Source organism: Micromonospora sp. WMMD708 (assembly GCF_049315245.1).
Taxonomy (GTDB): domain Bacteria; phylum Actinomycetota; class Actinomycetes; order Mycobacteriales; family Micromonosporaceae; genus Micromonospora; species Micromonospora wenchangensis.
The window spans coordinates 5,818,413-5,835,436 of the sequence record NZ_CP186060.1; the positions used below are offsets into that span (position 1 = coordinate 5,818,413).

Consider the following 17,024-nt stretch of genomic DNA (forward strand, 5'->3'; position numbering starts at 1 on the left):
CCGATGCCCCTGCTCTGGTACGCCCTGCTCGGCCTCCTCTTCGCCGGCTACCTCGTCCTCGCCGGCTACGACTACGGGGTGGGTCTGCTGCTCGCCCGGTGCGACACCCCGGCCGCCCACCGCGCCCGGCTCACCGCGCTCGGCCCGTTCCTCCTCGGCAACGAGGTGTGGCTGGTGGCCGCCGTCGGCATCCTCTTCGGCGCGTTCCCCACCCTGGAGGGCGAACTCCTCTCCGGCCACTACCCCGCCGTCGCCGGTGCGCTGGTCGGGGTGATCCTGGTCACCGTCGGGGTGCAGCTGCGCAGCCGGCCGACCGCCCCGGCCGCCCGCCGGGGCTGGGACCGGGTGATCGTCGCCGGCAGCGCGCTGGCCACGTTCGGCTGGGGCGCCCTGCTCGCCGGGCTGCTCCAGGGCCTGCCGATCGACGCCACCGGCCACGTCACCGGGCAGACCCACCTGGCCACCCCGTTCGTCGCCGCCACCGGGCTCGCCCTGCTCACCCTGGCCGCCGCGCACGGTGCGACGTTCCTCACCCTGCGCCTGCCGGCCGCCGACGCACCGGCCACCGCCCGGCTGGCCCGCCGGCTGCTCGTCGGGGCGCTCGCCGCGGTCGCCACGGCCACCGCGCTGGGCCTGCTCTCCGACCGGGTACGCGCGGCGACCCACCAGCCGCTGCCCGCCGTACTGCTGGTGGTGGCGCTGGTCGGGGCGCTGCTGGCGGCCCGCGCGGCGCTGCGCCGGGGTCGGCCCGGGGTGGCCCTGGCCGCCACCGGCGCGACCCTCGCGCTACCGGTGGCCCTCGTCGGCGCGGCCCGCTGGCCGGCGGCGCTGGTCTCCACGGTCGACCCGGCGGCGACGGTGACCGTCACCGGGGCGGCGGCCAGCGGGCCGACGTTGCAGCTGCTGGGCTGGCTGCTGCTGCCCCTCCTGCCGGCCCTACTAGGCTTCCAGGCGATGTGCTGGTGGGTGTTCCGGGGACGGACCGACGGCAGGGCACCGGTGTACTGGTGAACCGCCGTCCCTTCGACCCGCGTCTGCTGCGCCGGGTCCCCGCGGCCCGGCGCGACCTCGCCGTGCTCGCGGCCCTCGGCGGGCTCACCGCGCTGCTGGTCGTCGGGCAGGCCACCGCCCTGGCCACGGTGCTCGCCACCGCCATCGGCGGCCGGCTGGACACCGGCGCGCTGGCCGGCTTCGTCGCCGCCGTCGGCGGCCGGGCCCTGGTCACCTGGGGGCAGGGCACCGTCGCCGCGCGGGCCGCCGCCACCGTCAAGGCGACGCTGCGCGCCGACCTGCTCGCCGCCGTCGGCCGGCACGGGCCCGGCTGGGTCGCCGGGCAGCGGGCCGGGCAGCTCGCCACCCTCACCGGGCGCGGCCTCGACGCCCTGGACGCCTACTTCACCGGCTACCTCCCCCAGCTCGTGCTCAGCGTCACCGTGCCCGCCGCCGTGCTGGCCCGGCTGGTCTTCGCCGACTGGAGTTCGGCCCTGATCATCGTGCTGACCCTCCCGCTGATCCCGGTCTTCGGCGCGCTGCTCGGCTGGCAGGCGCAGGCCGCCACCGAACGGCAGTGGCGGCGGCTGTCGATGCTCGGCGGGCACTTCCTCGACATGGTCGCCGGGCTGCCCACCCTGCGGGCGTTCGGCCGGGCCCGGGCGCAGACCGGGGTGGTCCGCCGGATGGCCGACGGGCACCGCGTGGCCACCATGGGGACGCTGCGGATCGCCTTCCTCTCCGCGCTGGTGCTGGAGCTGGTGGCCACCCTGTCGGTGGCGCTGGTCGCGGTGCCGGTCGGCATCCGGCTGCTCGACGGCGGGATCACCCTGGCCACCGCGCTGCTGGTGCTGCTGCTCACCCCGGAGGCGTACCTGCCGTTGCGGGCCGCCGGCAGCCGGTTCCACGCCAGCATGGAGGGGCTGACGGCGCTGGACGAGGCACTGACCGTCTCCGCCGTACCGGCCGGCCCGGTCGGTGGCGGCCCGGCTGCCACCGGCCGCGCCCGGACACCGTCCGGCGACGGCGAGATCGTCCTCTCCGGCGTCACCGTCGCCTACGAGCGGACCACCGCCCTGCGGGACGTCACGCTCACCATCCGGCCCGGCGAACGGATCGCCGTCGTCGGGCCGAGCGGCGCCGGCAAGAGCACCCTGCTCGGCCTGCTGCTCGGCTTCGTCACCCCGACCGCCGGCCGGATCACCGTGGCCGGGGTCGACCTCGCCGGGGTCGACCCCGACGACTGGCGGCGGCAGATCGCCTGGGTGCCGCAGCGCGCCCACCTGTTCGCCGCCACGCTCGCCGACAACATCCGGCTCGGCGCGCCCGACACCCCCGACGTCGACCTGGCCCGCGCGGTCACCGACGCCGCGCTGGACGAGGTGGTGACGGCCCTGCCCGACGGGCTGGGCACCCTGCTCGGCGAGCGCGGCCACGGGCTGTCCAGCGGCCAGCGGCAGCGGGTCGCCCTGGCCCGCGCCTTCCTCCGGGACGCCCCGCTGGTGCTGCTCGACGAGCCGACGGCCCGGCTGGACACGGCGAGCGAGACGACCGTCCTGGACGCCACCCGGCGGCTGGTCGCCGGGCGCACCGCCCTGCTGGTGGCGCACCGGCCGGCCCTGCTGGCCGACGCCGACCGGGTGCTGCACGTCGACGCCGGCCGGGTCACCGAGCTGACCCCGACCGCGGAGGCCGGCCGGTGAGCGCCCGCCCGGCCACCCCCGATCCCGGCGCGGGAGGCCCGACCGTGCGCACCCGGCCCGCCCCCGCCGCGCGGCCCGAGCGGGTGGTGCTGCGGCTGGCCAGGCCGTACCTGGGCCGGCTGGTCGGGGCCGGGCTGCTCGCGTCGGCCACCGAACTCGCCGGGCTGGCCCTGATGGCCACCGCCACCTGGCTGCTGATGAGCGCCGCCGGCCAGCCACCGCTGGACCGGCTCACCGTCGCCATCGTCGCCGTCCGGGCACTGGCCGTCAGCCGGGGCGTACTGCGCTACACCGAACGGCTCGCCGGTCACGACGCCGTGCTCCGCATGATCACCGACGTCCGGGCCCGGGTCTTCGCCAGCCTCGCCGCCCGTTCCGGTCCGGCCGGCCAGCGCAGCGGGGACGCCCTGAGCCGGCTGGTCTCCGACGTCGAGGCGGTGCAGGACCTGCTGCTGCGGGTGCTCGTGCCCGGGGCGGCGGCCGCCCTGGTCGGGGTGCTGGCCGTCGGCGGGGCCGCGCTGGTCTCGCTGCCCGCCGCCGGGGTGCTCGCGGTCGGGTTGCTGGTCGCCGGGGTGGCACTGCCGGTGCTGGCCACCGCGCTGACCCGCCGGGCCGCCGACGAGGTCGCGCCGCTGCGCGGCGCGCTCGCCACCGACGCCGTCGACCTCACCCACGGTGCCGCCGACCTGGCCGCCTTCGGGGCCACCGAGCAGGCGCTGCGGACCGCGACCAGGCGCGCCGACCGGTTGGCCCGGCTGGAGCGCCGGCTCGCCGCGACCGGGTTCGCGGTGGACGCGGCCGGGGTGCTGGTGGCCGGGCTGACCGCCGCCGGGGTGGTGCTCGCCGCGCTCCGCGCCGACGTGTCCGGGGTGCTGGTGGGGGTGCTCGCCGTCGGCACCCTGGCCGCGGTGGAGATCGCGTTGGCGCTGGTGGGCGCGGCCCGTCAGCACACCCAACTCCGTGCCGGCCTGGCCCGGGTGGCCGCCCTGCTCGACGACGCCCCCACCGCCGACGCCGACGGCGACCCCGGGGCCGGGCCCGGTCGGCGACGGCCGACGCCGGAACCCGCCACCGACGCGGCGGACGGTGTCCCGGTGGACGCGACCACGACGGGGCTCGACGTGCGGTTCGAGGGGGTCGTCGTCCGGTACCGGGAGGGGGCCGCGCCCGCGCTGGCCGGGTTCGACCTCGACCTGCCCGCCGGACGCCGGATCGCGGTGGTCGGGCCGAGCGGCGCGGGCAAGAGCACCCTGGCCGCCGTGCTGACCGGGGCGGTACGACCCGACGCCGGCCGGGTCACCCTCGCCGGCCGGGACGTCTCGACCTACCCGCCCGAGGCGTTGCCCCGGGCGGTCGGTGGCCTGCTCGCCGAGGCGTACGTGTTCCACGCCTCGGTCCGGGAGAACCTGCTGCTCGGCCGGCCGGACGCGGACGAGGCGGAACTGGTCGACGCGACCCGCGCCGCCGGCCTGCTGGACTGGGTACGGGAGCAACCGGACGGCTGGGACACCGTGGTCGGCGAGGAGGGCGGCCAGCTCTCCGGTGGGCAGCGGCAGCGGCTCGCGCTGGCCCGGGCACTGCTCGCCGCGCCCGGCGTGCTGGTGCTGGACGAGCCGACCGAGGGGCTCGACCCGGTCGCCGCCGACGCGGTGCTCGCCGGAACGCTGGCGGCCACCCCCGCCGGACGCACGGTGCTGGTGATCACCCACCGGCTCAGCGGCCTGGCCGGGCTGGACGAGATCGTGGTGCTCGACGCCGGGCGGGTCGTCCAGCGGGGGCGGCACACCGACCTGGTCGCCACCCCCGGCTGGTACCGGGACCAGTGGCTGCTCCAGGCGGCCGCCGAGCGCGGCTACCTGGCCCTGACGCCCTGATCCGGCGCAGCATCCGGGGCCGGCCCCGGAGCGCGGGTCCGGGGATCTCCCCGACGCGCGGGCGCACCGGCACGTGACAGGGTGGGGCCATGCGTGCCTGCGACGGGACGGGGATCGACGAGCGGCTACGGGATCTGGGGTCCCGGCTGCGGGGTCCGGCGCGGCTGCGGGCGGAGCTGCTCCGCGAGGTACGGGACGCGCTTGACGACGCCACCGAGGCGTACCGGGAGCGGGGGCTGCCGGCGCCTGAGGCCGAGCGGCGGGCCGTGGCCGACTTCGGGACGCCTGCCGACCTGGCCCCGGCGTACCAGGCGGAACTGGCCGCCGGGGCGTTACGTGGGCTGTCCCGGCGGGCGCTGCTGATCGCCGTGGTGCTGACCCTCGGCGGCGACCTGACCTGGCGGGGGTCGAGCTGGAGCGGCGGGCCGCCCCCGCCGCCGGGCTACCAGGTGCTCGCCGCCTCGATGAACGGGATCTGGCTGGTCGTGGCCGGGTTGGCGCTGGCGGCCCTGCTGGGCGGGCGGTGGGCGGCACGGCGGGGCCGGGCCACCGCGCCGGCCGGGCGGCTGCTCGGGCTCGGGCTGGCCGGCGCGCTGGTCGTCGGCGCGGTCGCCGGGGTGGCGCTGTTCGCCTGGTCGGTCGGGCTGTGGGACGCGGCCCTGACCTGGCCGCCGATGATCATCGGTTCGGTGCTGGCCGGCGCCGCCTACTTCACGCTCTTCCGGGCCACCAGGCTGTGGCTGGTGGCCGCCCGTTGACGGCGCATGGCCGGCGGCGACCCACCGGCCGGCCCGGGGTCAGGCCGGGGCCGGGGGTGGGGCGGCGGGGTCGAGGAACCGACCGACGGTCGCGCTGAACTCGCGCCAGCCGGCCCGTTCGCCGGCCAGCGATGCCCGGCCGGAGTCGGTGAGCCGGTAGGTACGCCGCTCCCGACCGTTGACGGTGCTCCAGGAGCTGGCCACGTGGCCGGCCCGCTCCAGCCGACGCAGCGCGGGATAGATGGTGCCGGTCGGCAGGTCGAGCTGACCGTCGCTGCGGACGCGCAGTGCCTCGATGACGGCGTAACCGTGCAGCTCCCCCTGCTCGAGCACGGCCAGCAGCAGGGCGTCGAGGTGACCGTGCAACGCCTGGGCCTTCATGTGTAGTTACGCTACTTGTCGGCCCGCCGGACCGCCAGCGGGACACGTCCACCGAGCGCCGTCGAGGTGCGGGTTCGCAGTGCCGTCGAGGTGCGGGTTCGCGGCGCCGCCGGGGTGCGGGGTCCGCCGACGCAGGGACGCCCATTAGGGTATGTGCCCAGAGTCACTCGGCGACCGCGCGGCCGCCGGGTGGGTAAACCCGACGCACACGGAGGTCAGCGTGGCCCGCCAGTCGCCCCAACGGCCCGACGCCGACGAACCCGAGCTCGGCGACACCGATGGGCCGGCCGGGCCCGACGTGGAGCCCGGCCCGGTCGACCGCTCGCTCTGGGACGAGCTGAACATCGATCCGGTCGAGATCGCCCTGCCCGCCGGCACCGGCTTCACGCTCCGGGCGTACCGGCCGGCACGCGAGCTGACCCCGACGGACGTCGTCGAGCGCGACGAGGACGACCCCTTCCTGGCCCGGCGTCAGGTCGTCGAAGCCGAGGACGACGACGAGGTGATCATCCTCGACGAGGAGTTCGCGGCCCTCACGGCCGAGGACGACGAGGCGGACGCCAAGGCCGAGGGCGACGGCAAGCGGGCCGATCGCAAGCGCGACACCGCCGACGCGGACACCGACACCGACACCGTCGACCCGGACGCCGACGCCACCGACGACGACACGGACACCGACGGCGACGACGAGGAAGCCGACGCCGAGGGCGACGAGGAGGTGCCGGTCTTCCTGAGCCACAAGGGCCGGCTGCTGCTGTTCAAGACGCCCGAGTCGTTGGTCAGCTTCATCCGTTCCGGCGCACCCAACGACATGTCCCAACTGGACGGTTGGAATGAACTGTCCGAACGGGTGGAGCCCGCCGACATCGCCCCCCGCGACGAGGACACCTACGAGCTCGACCTGGTCGTGGAGAACCTGCGCGGCGGGCACGACACGTGGGATCCCACCCTCCTCATCGAGGCCGGCGAGGTCGCCCGCGACCTGTCGTACGCGCTGCGGCTACCCGCCGTGCTGGACATGCTCTCGGCCGGTTCCAGCCTGGACGACCTCGACGAGGCGCTGCGCGCTTCTGTCAACGGCGGAGTCGGTGGTTTTCTCGGCCGTAGGCGGCTGAAAAAAATCGGGGCCCAGACCGCAAGCTTGGGATGGCGCACCATTGTCGGCAAGATCTCTGCCGTCGTGGACTGGCGCGACTGACCCCGAGCGGGGAGCATCAGTGGCTGGCAGTGAATAGACCGGTGTCCCGGGAGGAGGACGACGCCTTGGCGCTCGTGCGCGTGTACTGCGGTCTGGCCTCGGCAGATCCGGCCGACCGACCGGCCTCGGCCGGATCGACGCTGACGTCCGCCGTGGTCGACGACGCAGGCCGTCTGCTGCATGTCCACGAGATCAGCGACGACGCGGCCGGTTACGCCCGGCTCGTCACGCTGTTCGTGGAGCGGTCGGGCGGGCCGAGCGGGGTGGCGATCGCGGCCGACAGCGACGACCACGCGGTCACCTCACTGCTGAGCGCGGCCGGCCGTCCACTCGCGATCGCCGACGACGACTCGGTCGACGACTTCGCCGAGCGGTTCGCCGACGACGACTCCCTGGAGGAGATGCAGTCCGCGCCGGCCGAGCGGCGGGCGGTGGGCCTGGCCCGCGCCCTCCAGGCCGGCGCGCTCTCCGCGGTCACCCTGCCGGCACCCCGGGACCTGGCCGGTTTCAAGCAGGTCCTCTCCGCCCACGCCGCACTGTCCAGCGGCCGGCACTCCGCCGCCGTGGCCCTGCGCGAGGTGCTCCGCGAGCTCTATCCGGCGGCCCTGCGGGCCTACCCGGATCCGGCCGAGCCGGTGGCGCTGGCCGTCCTCGACGCGTTGCCCGAGCCGAACATGCTCACCGGCACGTCGGCCCGGGGCCGGGACATGTCGGTGGCCGCCGAGGCGGTCACCGCACGGCTCACCGCCGACGGGGTCGCCGAGGCCGGGGAGATCGAGGCGGCGGTCACCGCGCTGCGGGTGGCCGTCTCCGAGACCCCGCGCCGGGCGACCGTCAACCGGGCGCTCACCTCCGCCGTCGCCGAGACCGTCCGGCAGTCGGTCGCCGCGGTGCGCGCCTGCGACGCCGGCTGCGACGCCCTGGTGGGTGCGCTCGCCACCCGGGTCAGCGCCCCGAGCCCGTTGCCCGGTCGCCGCGCCGCCGCCCGTCGGGGCGAGCAGGTCGCCGAGCTGACCGGGATCAGCGGCACCGGTCCCGGGCTGCGTCCGGTCCGGCCCGCCGAGCCGACGCCACCGGTACCGACCGGTCGTCGTAGCCGTCCCGAGCCGGTCCCGGGCAGCGGCATGCCGGCCGCGCCCCGACCGCTCGGCCCGCCGCCGGTGGCACCCGCCCCGATCACGCCGCCGCCGGTGGCCCCGGCACCGGTCACCCCTGCCGCCGCGGCCGGTCTGCCGACCTCGGTGCCGCCCGCGCGCACCGACCAGGGCATGCCGGCGGCCCACCGCGGGTCGGACGCGCCGACCACCATGATCCCGCCGATCCGTCGCGGGATGGACGCCCCGACGAACCGGCCGGTCTCGGCCCCGCCGCCGCCTCCCCCGGGGATCACCCCGATCGCCCCGGCACAGCGTGGCACCGTGCCGCCTGCCGAGGCCGGTGAGCCGTTCCGGCCGACGCTGACCACCGCCGCGATCAACAACGCCCGCGCCGAGCGGCAGCGCACCGTGATCCCGCCCCGGCCGAAGACCGCCGGTGCGCTCTCCACCCCCACCGGCGGATTCAGCGCCACCGACCTGAACGTCCCGGTGCCGGTCGGGCGGCCCGAGCCGGAGCAGCCCACCGCACCGCCCGGGTCGCGGGCGAACTGGCCGCTGGTCAACAACCCGGAGGACCCGGCCGACAGCTCCGCCAACAACCCGGTCGTGCCGGCGTACGGCGAGCGGGGCGGCCGGTCGGCCGACGCGCCCACCGACGCCGGTGCCGGCCGACGCATCACCCCGCCGTGGCTCGCCGACGACCTGCCGCAGGAGCCGCCGATGTTGCGGCTGGTGGAGCCGCCGCCGCTGGCCGACCGGGCCCTGCGGGACGGGATGGACGCCCCCGCCGACCCGCACCTGGACACCCCGCCGCTGCGGCTGGTGGACCGGGACGAGGCCGGCCGGTCCGGACGACCCCACCGCAGCGACCGGGCAGAGCAGCTGGACCGCCCCACCCGGGCCGATCGTCCCGGTCGGCTGGACCGGCCCGCCGACCGCCCCGAACGGCTCGACCGTGCGGAACGGCCGGAGCTTCTCGACCGGGTCGAGCGACCGGCACGCGGCGACCGGCCGGCCCTGGAGCGGCGGCCGGAACCGACCGAACGCCGCCCCGCCCCGATGGAGCACCGCCCGCCGCCGGTCTCCGACGAAGGCGACGGCGACCTGCTGATCTTCGCCCAGGCGAAGTCCGCCTGGTTCGTCGGGCACGGCGACGAGAGCGACCTGGAGTGGTCGTCCACCGCCGACACCGGTTGGCAGGCCGCCGAGAAGGTGGCGCAGCCGGCCGTCGGCGCGGAGACCTCCGCCGGGCTGCCCAAGCGGGTGCCACAGGCCAACCTGGTGCCCGGGTCGCCGCTGCGCGAGGAGCGTCCGCTGCGGATCGTCCGGGACGCGGCGAGCCTCGCCGAGAACACCACCGGCTACTTCCGTGGTTGGCGTCGCGGCCAGGAGATCGGCGGTTTCGCCGTCGGCGGCCGACCCGGCCGGGAGGCGGCCGGCGGCTGGGACTTCAGCCGCGACCCGACCGAGCGGGACGACGATCGGGAGTACGAGTTCCGCTCCGCCGGCTACCGGTCCTGACCCTCTGACGGCTCACCGCTGGCCCGACCGGTTCATCCGGTCGGGCCAGTGCCGTTGTACGGGCCGAACCGCACCGCCCTACCCCCGTGTTGACCTCTCCGGCCGCCGACCCGCCCAGCGGCCCGCAGAGCCGGCGTACCGGCTGGGACACCAGACTTCTGCGCCCGCGCCCAGGCATCTCCACGCCATGCGGACACGACCACCGGGGACCTGCCTCTCGTGACGCGCGGGCCGCCAGCCGCGCGGGGCACGGCGGCGTAGGGCAGCCGGCCGGCTCTCGGCGTACCGGATCGGGAAACACGGACGCGCCCGGTCGCGGCCGGAGCCGCCACCGGGCGCGTACGGGGTCGGTCAGGCCGGCGCGACCGCGCGCGAACGGCGCATGGTCAGCACGTACTCGACCAACGAGATCAGCACGTGCTTGGTCGACTCCCGGTTACGGGCGTCGCAGGCGACCACCGGCACGTCGGTCGAGATCGCCAACGCGTCCCGGACGTCCTGCGGGTCGTGGTACTGCATCCCGTCGAAGCAGTTGATCGCCACCAGGTACGGCAGCCGCCGGTGCTCGAAGAAGTCGATCGCCGCGAAGCAGTCGGCCAACCGGCGGGTGTCGACCAGCACCACGGCGCCGATGGCACCCCGGACCAGTTCGTCCCACATGAACCAGAACCGCGTCTGACCGGGCGTACCGAACAGGTACAGGATCAGATCCCGGTCGATCGAGATACGGCCGAAGTCCATCGCCACGGTGGTCGTCGTCTTGCCCGGCACCTGCCGGGTGTCGTCGACGCCCACACCGGCAGAGGTCATGATGGCCTCGGTGGTCAGCGGCGTGATCTCCGAGACCGAGCCGACCAGCGTCGTCTTGCCGACGCCGAACCCACCGGCGATAACGATCTTCGCCGACGTCACGCGCCCGTTCGGGGCAGGCGGCCGCTGCGACATGTCAGAGCCTGCGAAGTCCACTCAGCACCCTCTCCAGCAGTTCAGTGCCCACCGCGTCGTCCGAGTCGTCCAAGATGGTCGGCTCGTGGACCGCGACCAGGCCGTCCGTCGCCATGTCGGCGATGAGCACCCGGGCCACGCCGAGCGGAAGCTGCATCCGCGCCGCGATCTCGGCGAGCGACTGCACACGTCCGTCACACAGCGCGGCGATGTACTGGTGCTCCCGGCCCTGACCGCCGTTGCCACCGGCAGCAGCGCGACCGCGCACCGTCGTCTCGACGAGCGCCTCCAGGGCGATGTCGAGCCGGGGACGGGTACGACCACGGGTCACGGCGTACGGTCGGACCAACGCACCTGTCGGTTCGTCACGATCGACCATGTCGCCGCTCACCTCCTTCGTCCCCGGCACCGGCTCTCACCCGGTGGAACCCGTCGTTCTTGTCGTCCCGTGCCGACCAGGCGGTCAGCCCGGTCAGCCCATCATCCCGACAGCCGTACGGGCCTGCGGGGTGAGCGCGTCGCCCACCCGGTCGACCAGCAGCGCCATCTCGTATCCGACCTGACCGACGTCGCAGCTGCGCGCGGCCAGGACGGCGAACGACGACCCGTCCGAGATGGACATCAGGAACAGGAAACCGTTGTCCATCTCGACGACGGTCTGCAACACCGCGCCGCCCTCGAAGCAGCGGGCCGCGCCCTGGGTCAGGCTGACCAGGCCGGACGCGATCGCGGCCAGCTGGTCGGCCCGGTCCCGGGGCAGGTCACGCGACGAAGCGAGGAGCAGGCCGTCGGCGGAGACCGCGACCGCGTGCGCGACACCCGGCACCCGGTCGGCGAAGTTGGCCAGCAGCCAACCCAGATCCTGCGTAGTTGTCATCGTTCATGCTCCTTCTGCCCGCTCCCGCCCGCCAGGCCGGAGCCAGACGACGAGGATTGCTGCCCGCCCGGAGTCGCGTCCGGGTTGGTGGGGTTGTCCGAGGTGGTCCGGCCGCGTTGCACACCTCGATGGTAGGCCGAGAGCAGACCCCTGACCGCTTCCGGCGTCCGCCGCTGCACCGACGTGGCCGGCTTCTCGATCGCCCCCGGCACGAGCTGCGCCATCGGCGTCCGCTTCGGCAGACCGGTCTGGGTGGTGCCGGCCACCGGTGCTTCGGTCGCTGCCACCGCGGCCCGCCAGCCCTCGTCGGCGGCGGTCTGCCAGCCGGCGGGCTGCGCGGCGGAACGCCGGTTCGCCGGGCCCTCGCCCGGACCGGGGAACCCGCCGCCGTTCACTGTCGACCCGTTGTCACGCGGCACGCCCCCGGCCGGCGCGGTGTCTGCCATCGGTGCGCTACCTGTCGTCCCTGGTGCGGTGTACTGGGCCGGGTGACCCGCGGTGTCGACGGCCGCGTGGGTGGCCGTCGTGCCGTTGGCCGCCTGCTTGGCACCGGCCGCGTCCTCGGGGCCGGGCTTACGGGTGCGGAACCAGGCCGACTCCAGCTCCCGAAAGATCGGCAGCTCCATCGTCTCGTCCGCGTACCGCTGCTGGGGAACCTGCTGCGGTGCCGACGGGCGGTTGGCCGGCGTCGTCTGGGCGGCCCGTACCGGCGGAGCGGGCTGCCGCGTGACCGGGGCCGCCGGCTCGGAGCGGGGCACCCGGGGCAGCTCGGTGGTCATGTCCAGCGCGGCGGCGAGCCGTTCGGGAACCGGCGGGGTGGCCGTGTCCCGGTCCGGGTTCGCAACCGGCGGCCAGGCCGGCGGGGCGGCGGCACCCGGCGCGGCCCCGCCCGAGGTGGGCCGGGACGGCAGCGGACCGGTGGGCGACCCGGAGACCGGCGCGACCGGGCCCGGCTGACCGGCGTACGGGGACGCCGACACCGGGTAGCCCGGGGCGGGCTGGCCCGACACCGGGTAACCGGACACCGGCTGACCCGAGACGGGCTGACCCGAGACCGGCTGACCGGACACCGGGTAACCGGAGACCGGCTGGCCCGAGACGGGTTGGCCGGACACCGGGGCGACCGGGTACGCGGGCGGCAGCGGCGGGGCCGACACCGGCGGTACCGACGGCACCGGCGGGGAGCTGTACGGCCGGGCCTCGGGGCTGCTCGGCAGCTGGCGCGGGATGACCGGGTGCTGGCCCGTGCTGTCCGGGTCGTCGGTGCTCCGCCGCTGCGGCAGCGGGTCGGTCGCGTGCCCGTTGGTGGCCCGTGGGTTGGTGAAGCCGTCGCCACCGTTGATCCCGCTGGCCCCGGTGAGGTCGGACCAGGCGGGCATTGCGCGCCCGCCGTTGGCGGGGGCGGCCGAGCCGTTGCGCGGTGCCGGGTCGAAAGGCCGACCGCCGAGGGTGACCTGGTTTCCGGAGTCGCCCGACCGGGGGGACGGCGGTTGGCCGTTACCGAGGGCGGGAAGCGCGCCGAAGGCCGGTGGGGTGCCGGCACCGCCGAAGGCCGGCGCGGCACCCGGGCCGCCGAAGGCCGGGGCGGCGCCACCGAACGCCGGGGCGGACCCGCCCCCGAACTGTGGGCCGCCGGCCGGCAGGCCCGGCGTGCCGGGGGCCCGGCCGCTGAGCGCACGGGGTACCAGCACCGACGTGGGTAGGACGACCTCGGCCACGGTGCCCCGGTCGCTGCCGGGCCGCAGCTCGACCTTGACGCCGTGCCGGGACGCCAGCCGGGCCACCACGACCAGGCCCATCATCCGGGAGACGGCCACGTCGACCTGGGGTGGCTTGGCGAGCCGCTCGTTGAGGTCGGTCAGCTGCTCGGCGCTGATGCCGATGCCCCGGTCCTCCACGTAGAGCGACGCGCGGTCGCCGACCCGACGGGCCTCGACCATCACCTGGGAGTCCGGCGGGGAGAACGCGGTCGCGTTGTCGAACAGCTCGGCGACCAGGTGGACCAGGTCGTTGACCGCATGCGCGGAGACCTCGATGTCCCGGTCGATGACCCCGAACTCGATCCGGGTGTAGTGCTCGACCTCGGACTGGGCGGCGCGCAGCACGTCGATCAGGGCGGCCGGTTCGCGCTGCACGCGGGTCGAGTCGGCACCGGCGAGAACCAGCAGGTTCTCGTCGTTGCGGCGCATCCGGGTGGCCAGGTGGTCGAGCTGGAACAACTCGGCCAGGCGGTCGGGGTCCTCCTCGCCGCGCTCCAGCCGGTCGAGGTGGCCGATCAGCCGGTCGACCAGGATCTGCGAGCGACGGGCGAGGTTGACGAACATCGTCGCGACCGACGAGCGGAGCGCAGCCTGCTCGGCGGCCGTCCGGACGGCCTCCAGGTGGACGGCGTTGAACGCCTCGGTCACCTGGCCGAACTCGTCGCGGCTGCGGACCGGCAGCGGCTCGGCGATCTGGTTGGCCAGCTGGTCCGGGGACTGTTGGCCGGTGAACTGCGGGTCGCGCAGCCGGGCCACGGCCTGCGGCAGGCCGAACTGGGCGATGGACAGGGCGCCCTGGCGCAGCTCCCGCAGGGAGCGGGCCATCGACCGGGCGACCAGGTAGGCGAAGAGGATCGCCAGCAGCAGCATGCTCAGCAGCAGGCCGGTCTCCAGGAAGACCTGACGCTGCACGTCGGAGCGCAGCTCGTCGGCCTTGGCCACCACGTCGCTGTCGAGGCGCACCTCGACGGCCCGGTTGAGCTGGGCGTACGCGACCATGGCCGCGTCCCACTGGTCGGTGCTGAAGGTGATGCCGTCGAGCTTGTCGCTGTTGAGCGCGCTGACCTGACCGGCGTAGATGTCGGCCTGCCGCCGGTCGGAGCCGGAGACGGTCTGGTCCTGGAACTCGCGTTCGGCGCGGCTCGCCACGGCCTGGAAGCTCTGCAGGGCCTGCTGCTCACCGGTGTTGCTGGAGATGTACAGCTCGCGCAGGGCCGGGGTGTACGCCTTCTGGAGCAGCACCTGGTGCACCGCGATCCGGCGGACGGAGGCGTACTCCTTGGCGCGGGCCATCGCGGCGGCGGCGCGCATCTGGTCGCTGAGGTCGTTGTCGCCGGCGAGCTGGGTGGCCGAGTCACGGATGGTGATCAGGTTGTTGATCAGGCCGGTGTACCGGCTGACCGCCTCGCTGAGCCGCAGCTTGCCGTTGTAGACCTGGCTGCGGATGCCGGGCATCTCGGTCAGGTCGCTGTCGATCCGGTCGAGCTGCGTCTCCAGGCTGGCCGGCAGACCCTCGATCTCGGCACGCTGCTGCGAGTACGGCGCCTTGGACTGGTCGACCCGCTGGTTGACCCGGTTGTACGCCTCCTGGTATTGGGCGCGGGCCTGCCCCTTGGGCGACCCGAGCAGGAGGACGGCGTTGGTCCGCTCGTCCTGGAGGGTGTTGACGAGGTCGCCCGAGTAACCCACCAGGTTGGCCAGGTCACCGGCCCGGTTGGCGTTGTTGAGCGTCTGCAGGTGGTCCACCAGCCCGCTGGTGCCCACGACGACCGTGGCGATGGTCGGCACGATCATGATCAGCCCGAGCTTGGACCAGATCGGCATGTCGCGGAGCCGGCCGGCCGGCCGACGCAGACGCGACAGGAAGGAGTTCGCCGTCGTTGGCCGTTTGCTCACGTCACCGCCCTCGCGATTACAGCGTCTCCGCGTTGCCACGGGCAACGCCCAGCGGCCGACCCGGCGGGTCGGACCTCCGAGATTCCATCACGCCTCCCCTGAAAGAGAAAGCCCAGGTTGTCGGTCGCCGGAGGTGTGATGAGATGTTGATGCAATTTGATCGCAATCCGTCTTTCCGGAGTTACCCAAAGTAATGGAATATCGCCACCGCGTCGTGCTCCTCGCCGGCCCCTCCGGGTCCGGAAAGTCGTACATAGCGCAACGAACCGGCCTTCCCGTGCTCTGCCTGGACGACTTCTACAAGAACGGTGATGACCCTACGTTGCCGCGACAGAACGGACTGGTCGACTGGGACGCGCCCGAGTCGTGGGACGCGGGAACGGCGGTGGAGACAATTGCCCGACTGGCCCAGCAGGGCCGGGCCGATGTGCCGGTCTATGCGATCGGTGCGGATCGACGGGTGGCCACCCGGCCATTCGAGGTGACCGGATCGCCACTCTTCATCGCCGAAGGGATTTTCGCCGCCGAGATCGTCGCCGAATGCCGCCGCCGGGGGCTGCTCGCCGGGGCGTACGCGCTGCGCCGGCCGCGCGGGGCGACCTTCGTCCGGCGGCTGACCCGGGACCTGTCCGAACAGCGCAAGGCACCGAGGGTGCTGATCCGGCGCGGGCTGGCGCTGCTGCGCGCCGAACCGGCGGTGCTGCGTCGGCAGACCGGCCTCGGCGCCGAGGCGGCCCACGCACGGGAGTTCCTGCGCCGGGTGGCCGACCTGGTCGCCGGCCACCCGCACCGCTGAGTCAGCCGATCAGCTTCGCGTACGCCGGCTTGATCACCTCGTCGATGATCGCCAACCGCTCGTCGAACGGGATGAAGGCGCTCTTCATCGCGTTTACCGTGAACCACTGGAGTTCCTTCCAGCCGTAGCCGAAGTTCTCCACCAGCAGCGCCATCTCGCGCGACATCGAGGTGCCGCTCATCAGCCGGTTGTCGGTGTTCACCGTCACCCGGAACCGCAGCTCCCGCAGCAGCCCGATCGGGTGCTCGGCGATCGACGCCACCGCCCCGGTCTGCACGTTCGACGACGGGCACAGCTCCAGCGGGATGCGCTTGTCCCGCACGTACGCCGCCAGCCGGCCGAGCGTCGGCACCGGGCCCGGGGTGATGTCGTCGACGATCCGCACCCCGTGGCCGAGCCGGTCCGCCCCGCACCACTGGATCGCCTGCCAGATCGACGGCAGCCCGAACGCCTCACCGGCGTGGATGGTGAAGTGGAAGTTCTCCCGCTGGAGGTACTCGAAGGCGTCCAGGTGCCGGGTGGGCGGGAACCCGGCCTCGGCACCGGCGATGTCGAAGCCCACCACCCCGGCGTCGCGGTGCCGGACGGCCAGCTCGGCGATCTCCTGCGACCGGGCGGCGTGCCGCATCGCGGTGAGCAGGGTGCCGACCCGGATCGGGGTGCCCGCCGCAGCGGCCTCCGCACTGCCCTCCACGAAGCCGGCGACGACCGCCTCGACCACCTCGTCCAGGGTGAGGTTCTGCTCCAGGTGTTGCTCTGGGGCGAACCGGACCTCGGCGTACACCACGCCGTCGGCGGCCAGGTCGAGCGCGCACTCCCGGGCCACCCGACGCAACGCCGGGGCCGTCTGCATGACCGCGACGGTGTGCGCGAACGTCTCCAGGTAGCGCTCCAGCGAACCGGAGTGCGCCGCCTCCGCGAACCACCGGCCGAGCGCGTCGGGGTCGGTGCTCGGCAGTTCGTGCCCCACCTCGGCGGCCAGCTCGACGACCGTCGCCGGCCGCAGGCCGCCGTCGAGATGATCGTGCAGCAGCGCCTTCGGGACCTTGACGATGTCCTCGTATCGGATTGCGACCATCCCCCGACCCTAGTCACGCCCCCCGCCCGCCCGCGATCAGGCTCGCGCGCCGCAGGCCCGGACGCGGGCCGGGCCAGGCCCGGACGCGGGCCGGAGGCGCTATGTGGCCGGTAGAGCGGCATCAGCGCGAACGGATGCAGCTACGTCGCC

The 17,024-nt window shown here is 74.9% G+C and carries 12 protein-coding genes and 2 pseudogenes; 8 read left to right on the plus strand and 6 right to left on the minus strand.

The features are described from left to right. The first annotated feature begins 3 nt into the window (after positions 1 to 3). The 4 genes from ACN260_RS25550 to ACN260_RS25565 all read left to right on the plus strand — a co-directional run bounded on the left by ACN260_RS25550 (position 4) and on the right by ACN260_RS25565 (position 5,325). Positions 4 to 1,011, plus strand: a complete 1,008-nt coding sequence (locus ACN260_RS25550; protein ID WP_422753416.1) for a cytochrome d ubiquinol oxidase subunit II — start codon at positions 4 to 6, stop codon at positions 1,009 to 1,011. Continuing rightward, the gene (gene cydD, locus ACN260_RS25555; protein ID WP_422753417.1) at positions 1,008 to 2,693 is read left to right on the plus strand and encodes a thiol reductant ABC exporter subunit CydD; all 1,686 of its coding nucleotides are present in this window, start codon (positions 1,008 to 1,010) and stop codon (positions 2,691 to 2,693) included. The genes ACN260_RS25550 and cydD overlap by 4 nt, the downstream gene beginning before the upstream one ends. Next, positions 2,690 to 4,567, plus strand: coding sequence for a thiol reductant ABC exporter subunit CydC (gene cydC, locus ACN260_RS25560; protein ID WP_422753418.1), 1,878 nt, complete (start codon positions 2,690 to 2,692; stop codon positions 4,565 to 4,567). Before cydD ends, cydC begins: the two co-directional genes overlap by 4 nt. An 89-nt stretch (positions 4,568 to 4,656) precedes the next feature. Further along, on the plus strand, positions 4,657 to 5,325 hold the full coding sequence (locus ACN260_RS25565; protein ID WP_422753419.1) for a permease prefix domain 1-containing protein: 669 nt from the start codon (positions 4,657 to 4,659) through the stop codon (positions 5,323 to 5,325). A gap of 39 nt (positions 5,326 to 5,364) precedes the next feature. On the opposite strand, the gene ACN260_RS25570 is transcribed toward ACN260_RS25565, so the two are convergent. Beyond that, the gene (locus ACN260_RS25570; RefSeq protein ID WP_357765831.1) at positions 5,365 to 5,706 is read right to left on the minus strand and encodes a PadR family transcriptional regulator; all 342 of its coding nucleotides are present in this window, start codon (positions 5,704 to 5,706) and stop codon (positions 5,365 to 5,367) included. Positions 5,707 to 5,857: 151 nt separating this feature from the next. On the opposite strand from ACN260_RS25570, the gene ACN260_RS25575 reads away from it, so the two are divergent. The 3 genes and pseudogenes from ACN260_RS25575 to ACN260_RS25585 form a co-directional block, all read left to right on the plus strand. After that, the gene (locus ACN260_RS25575; protein ID WP_422753420.1) at positions 5,858 to 6,904 is read left to right on the plus strand and encodes a DNA primase; all 1,047 of its coding nucleotides are present in this window, start codon (positions 5,858 to 5,860) and stop codon (positions 6,902 to 6,904) included. Between the two features lie 41 nt (positions 6,905 to 6,945). Further along, a pseudogene (locus ACN260_RS25580) lies at positions 6,946 to 8,161 on the plus strand (transposase); the annotation flags it as partial. Between the two features lie 842 nt (positions 8,162 to 9,003). After that, positions 9,004 to 9,522: pseudogene (locus ACN260_RS25585) on the plus strand (transposase); the annotation flags it as partial. Positions 9,523 to 9,873: 351 nt separating this feature from the next. Here ACN260_RS25585 and ACN260_RS25590 read toward each other — a convergent pair. From ACN260_RS25590 to ACN260_RS25605, 4 genes are all read right to left on the minus strand, one after another. Next, positions 9,874 to 10,467: a GTP-binding protein gene (locus ACN260_RS25590; RefSeq protein WP_088643912.1), complete on the minus strand. Its 594-nt coding sequence runs from the start codon at positions 10,465 to 10,467 to the stop codon at positions 9,874 to 9,876. A gap of 1 nt (position 10,468) precedes the next feature. Beyond that, on the minus strand, positions 10,469 to 10,846 hold the full coding sequence (locus ACN260_RS25595; RefSeq protein ID WP_088643989.1) for a DUF742 domain-containing protein: 378 nt from the start codon (positions 10,844 to 10,846) through the stop codon (positions 10,469 to 10,471). A 93-nt stretch (positions 10,847 to 10,939) separates the two neighbouring features. Next, positions 10,940 to 11,344, minus strand: a complete 405-nt coding sequence (locus tag ACN260_RS25600; protein WP_067304724.1) for a roadblock/LC7 domain-containing protein — start codon at positions 11,342 to 11,344, stop codon at positions 10,940 to 10,942. After that, positions 11,341 to 15,000 (minus strand): nitrate- and nitrite sensing domain-containing protein, encoded by a 3,660-nt coding sequence (locus ACN260_RS25605; protein ID WP_422753421.1) that lies wholly within the window; start codon positions 14,998 to 15,000, stop codon positions 11,341 to 11,343. Before ACN260_RS25605 ends, ACN260_RS25600 begins: the two co-directional genes overlap by 4 nt. 322 nt (positions 15,001 to 15,322) lie before the next feature. Here ACN260_RS25605 and ACN260_RS25610 point away from each other — a divergent pair, with 322 nt between their 5' ends. Further along, on the plus strand, positions 15,323 to 15,796 hold the full coding sequence (locus ACN260_RS25610; RefSeq protein WP_422753422.1) for an ATP-binding protein: 474 nt from the start codon (positions 15,323 to 15,325) through the stop codon (positions 15,794 to 15,796). Between the two features lies 1 nt (position 15,797). Here ACN260_RS25610 and ACN260_RS25615 read toward each other — a convergent pair whose 3' ends face one another. Further along, the gene (locus ACN260_RS25615; protein WP_422753423.1) at positions 15,798 to 16,874 is read right to left on the minus strand and encodes an adenosine deaminase; all 1,077 of its coding nucleotides are present in this window, start codon (positions 16,872 to 16,874) and stop codon (positions 15,798 to 15,800) included. Positions 16,875 to 17,024: the final 150 nt, after the last annotated feature.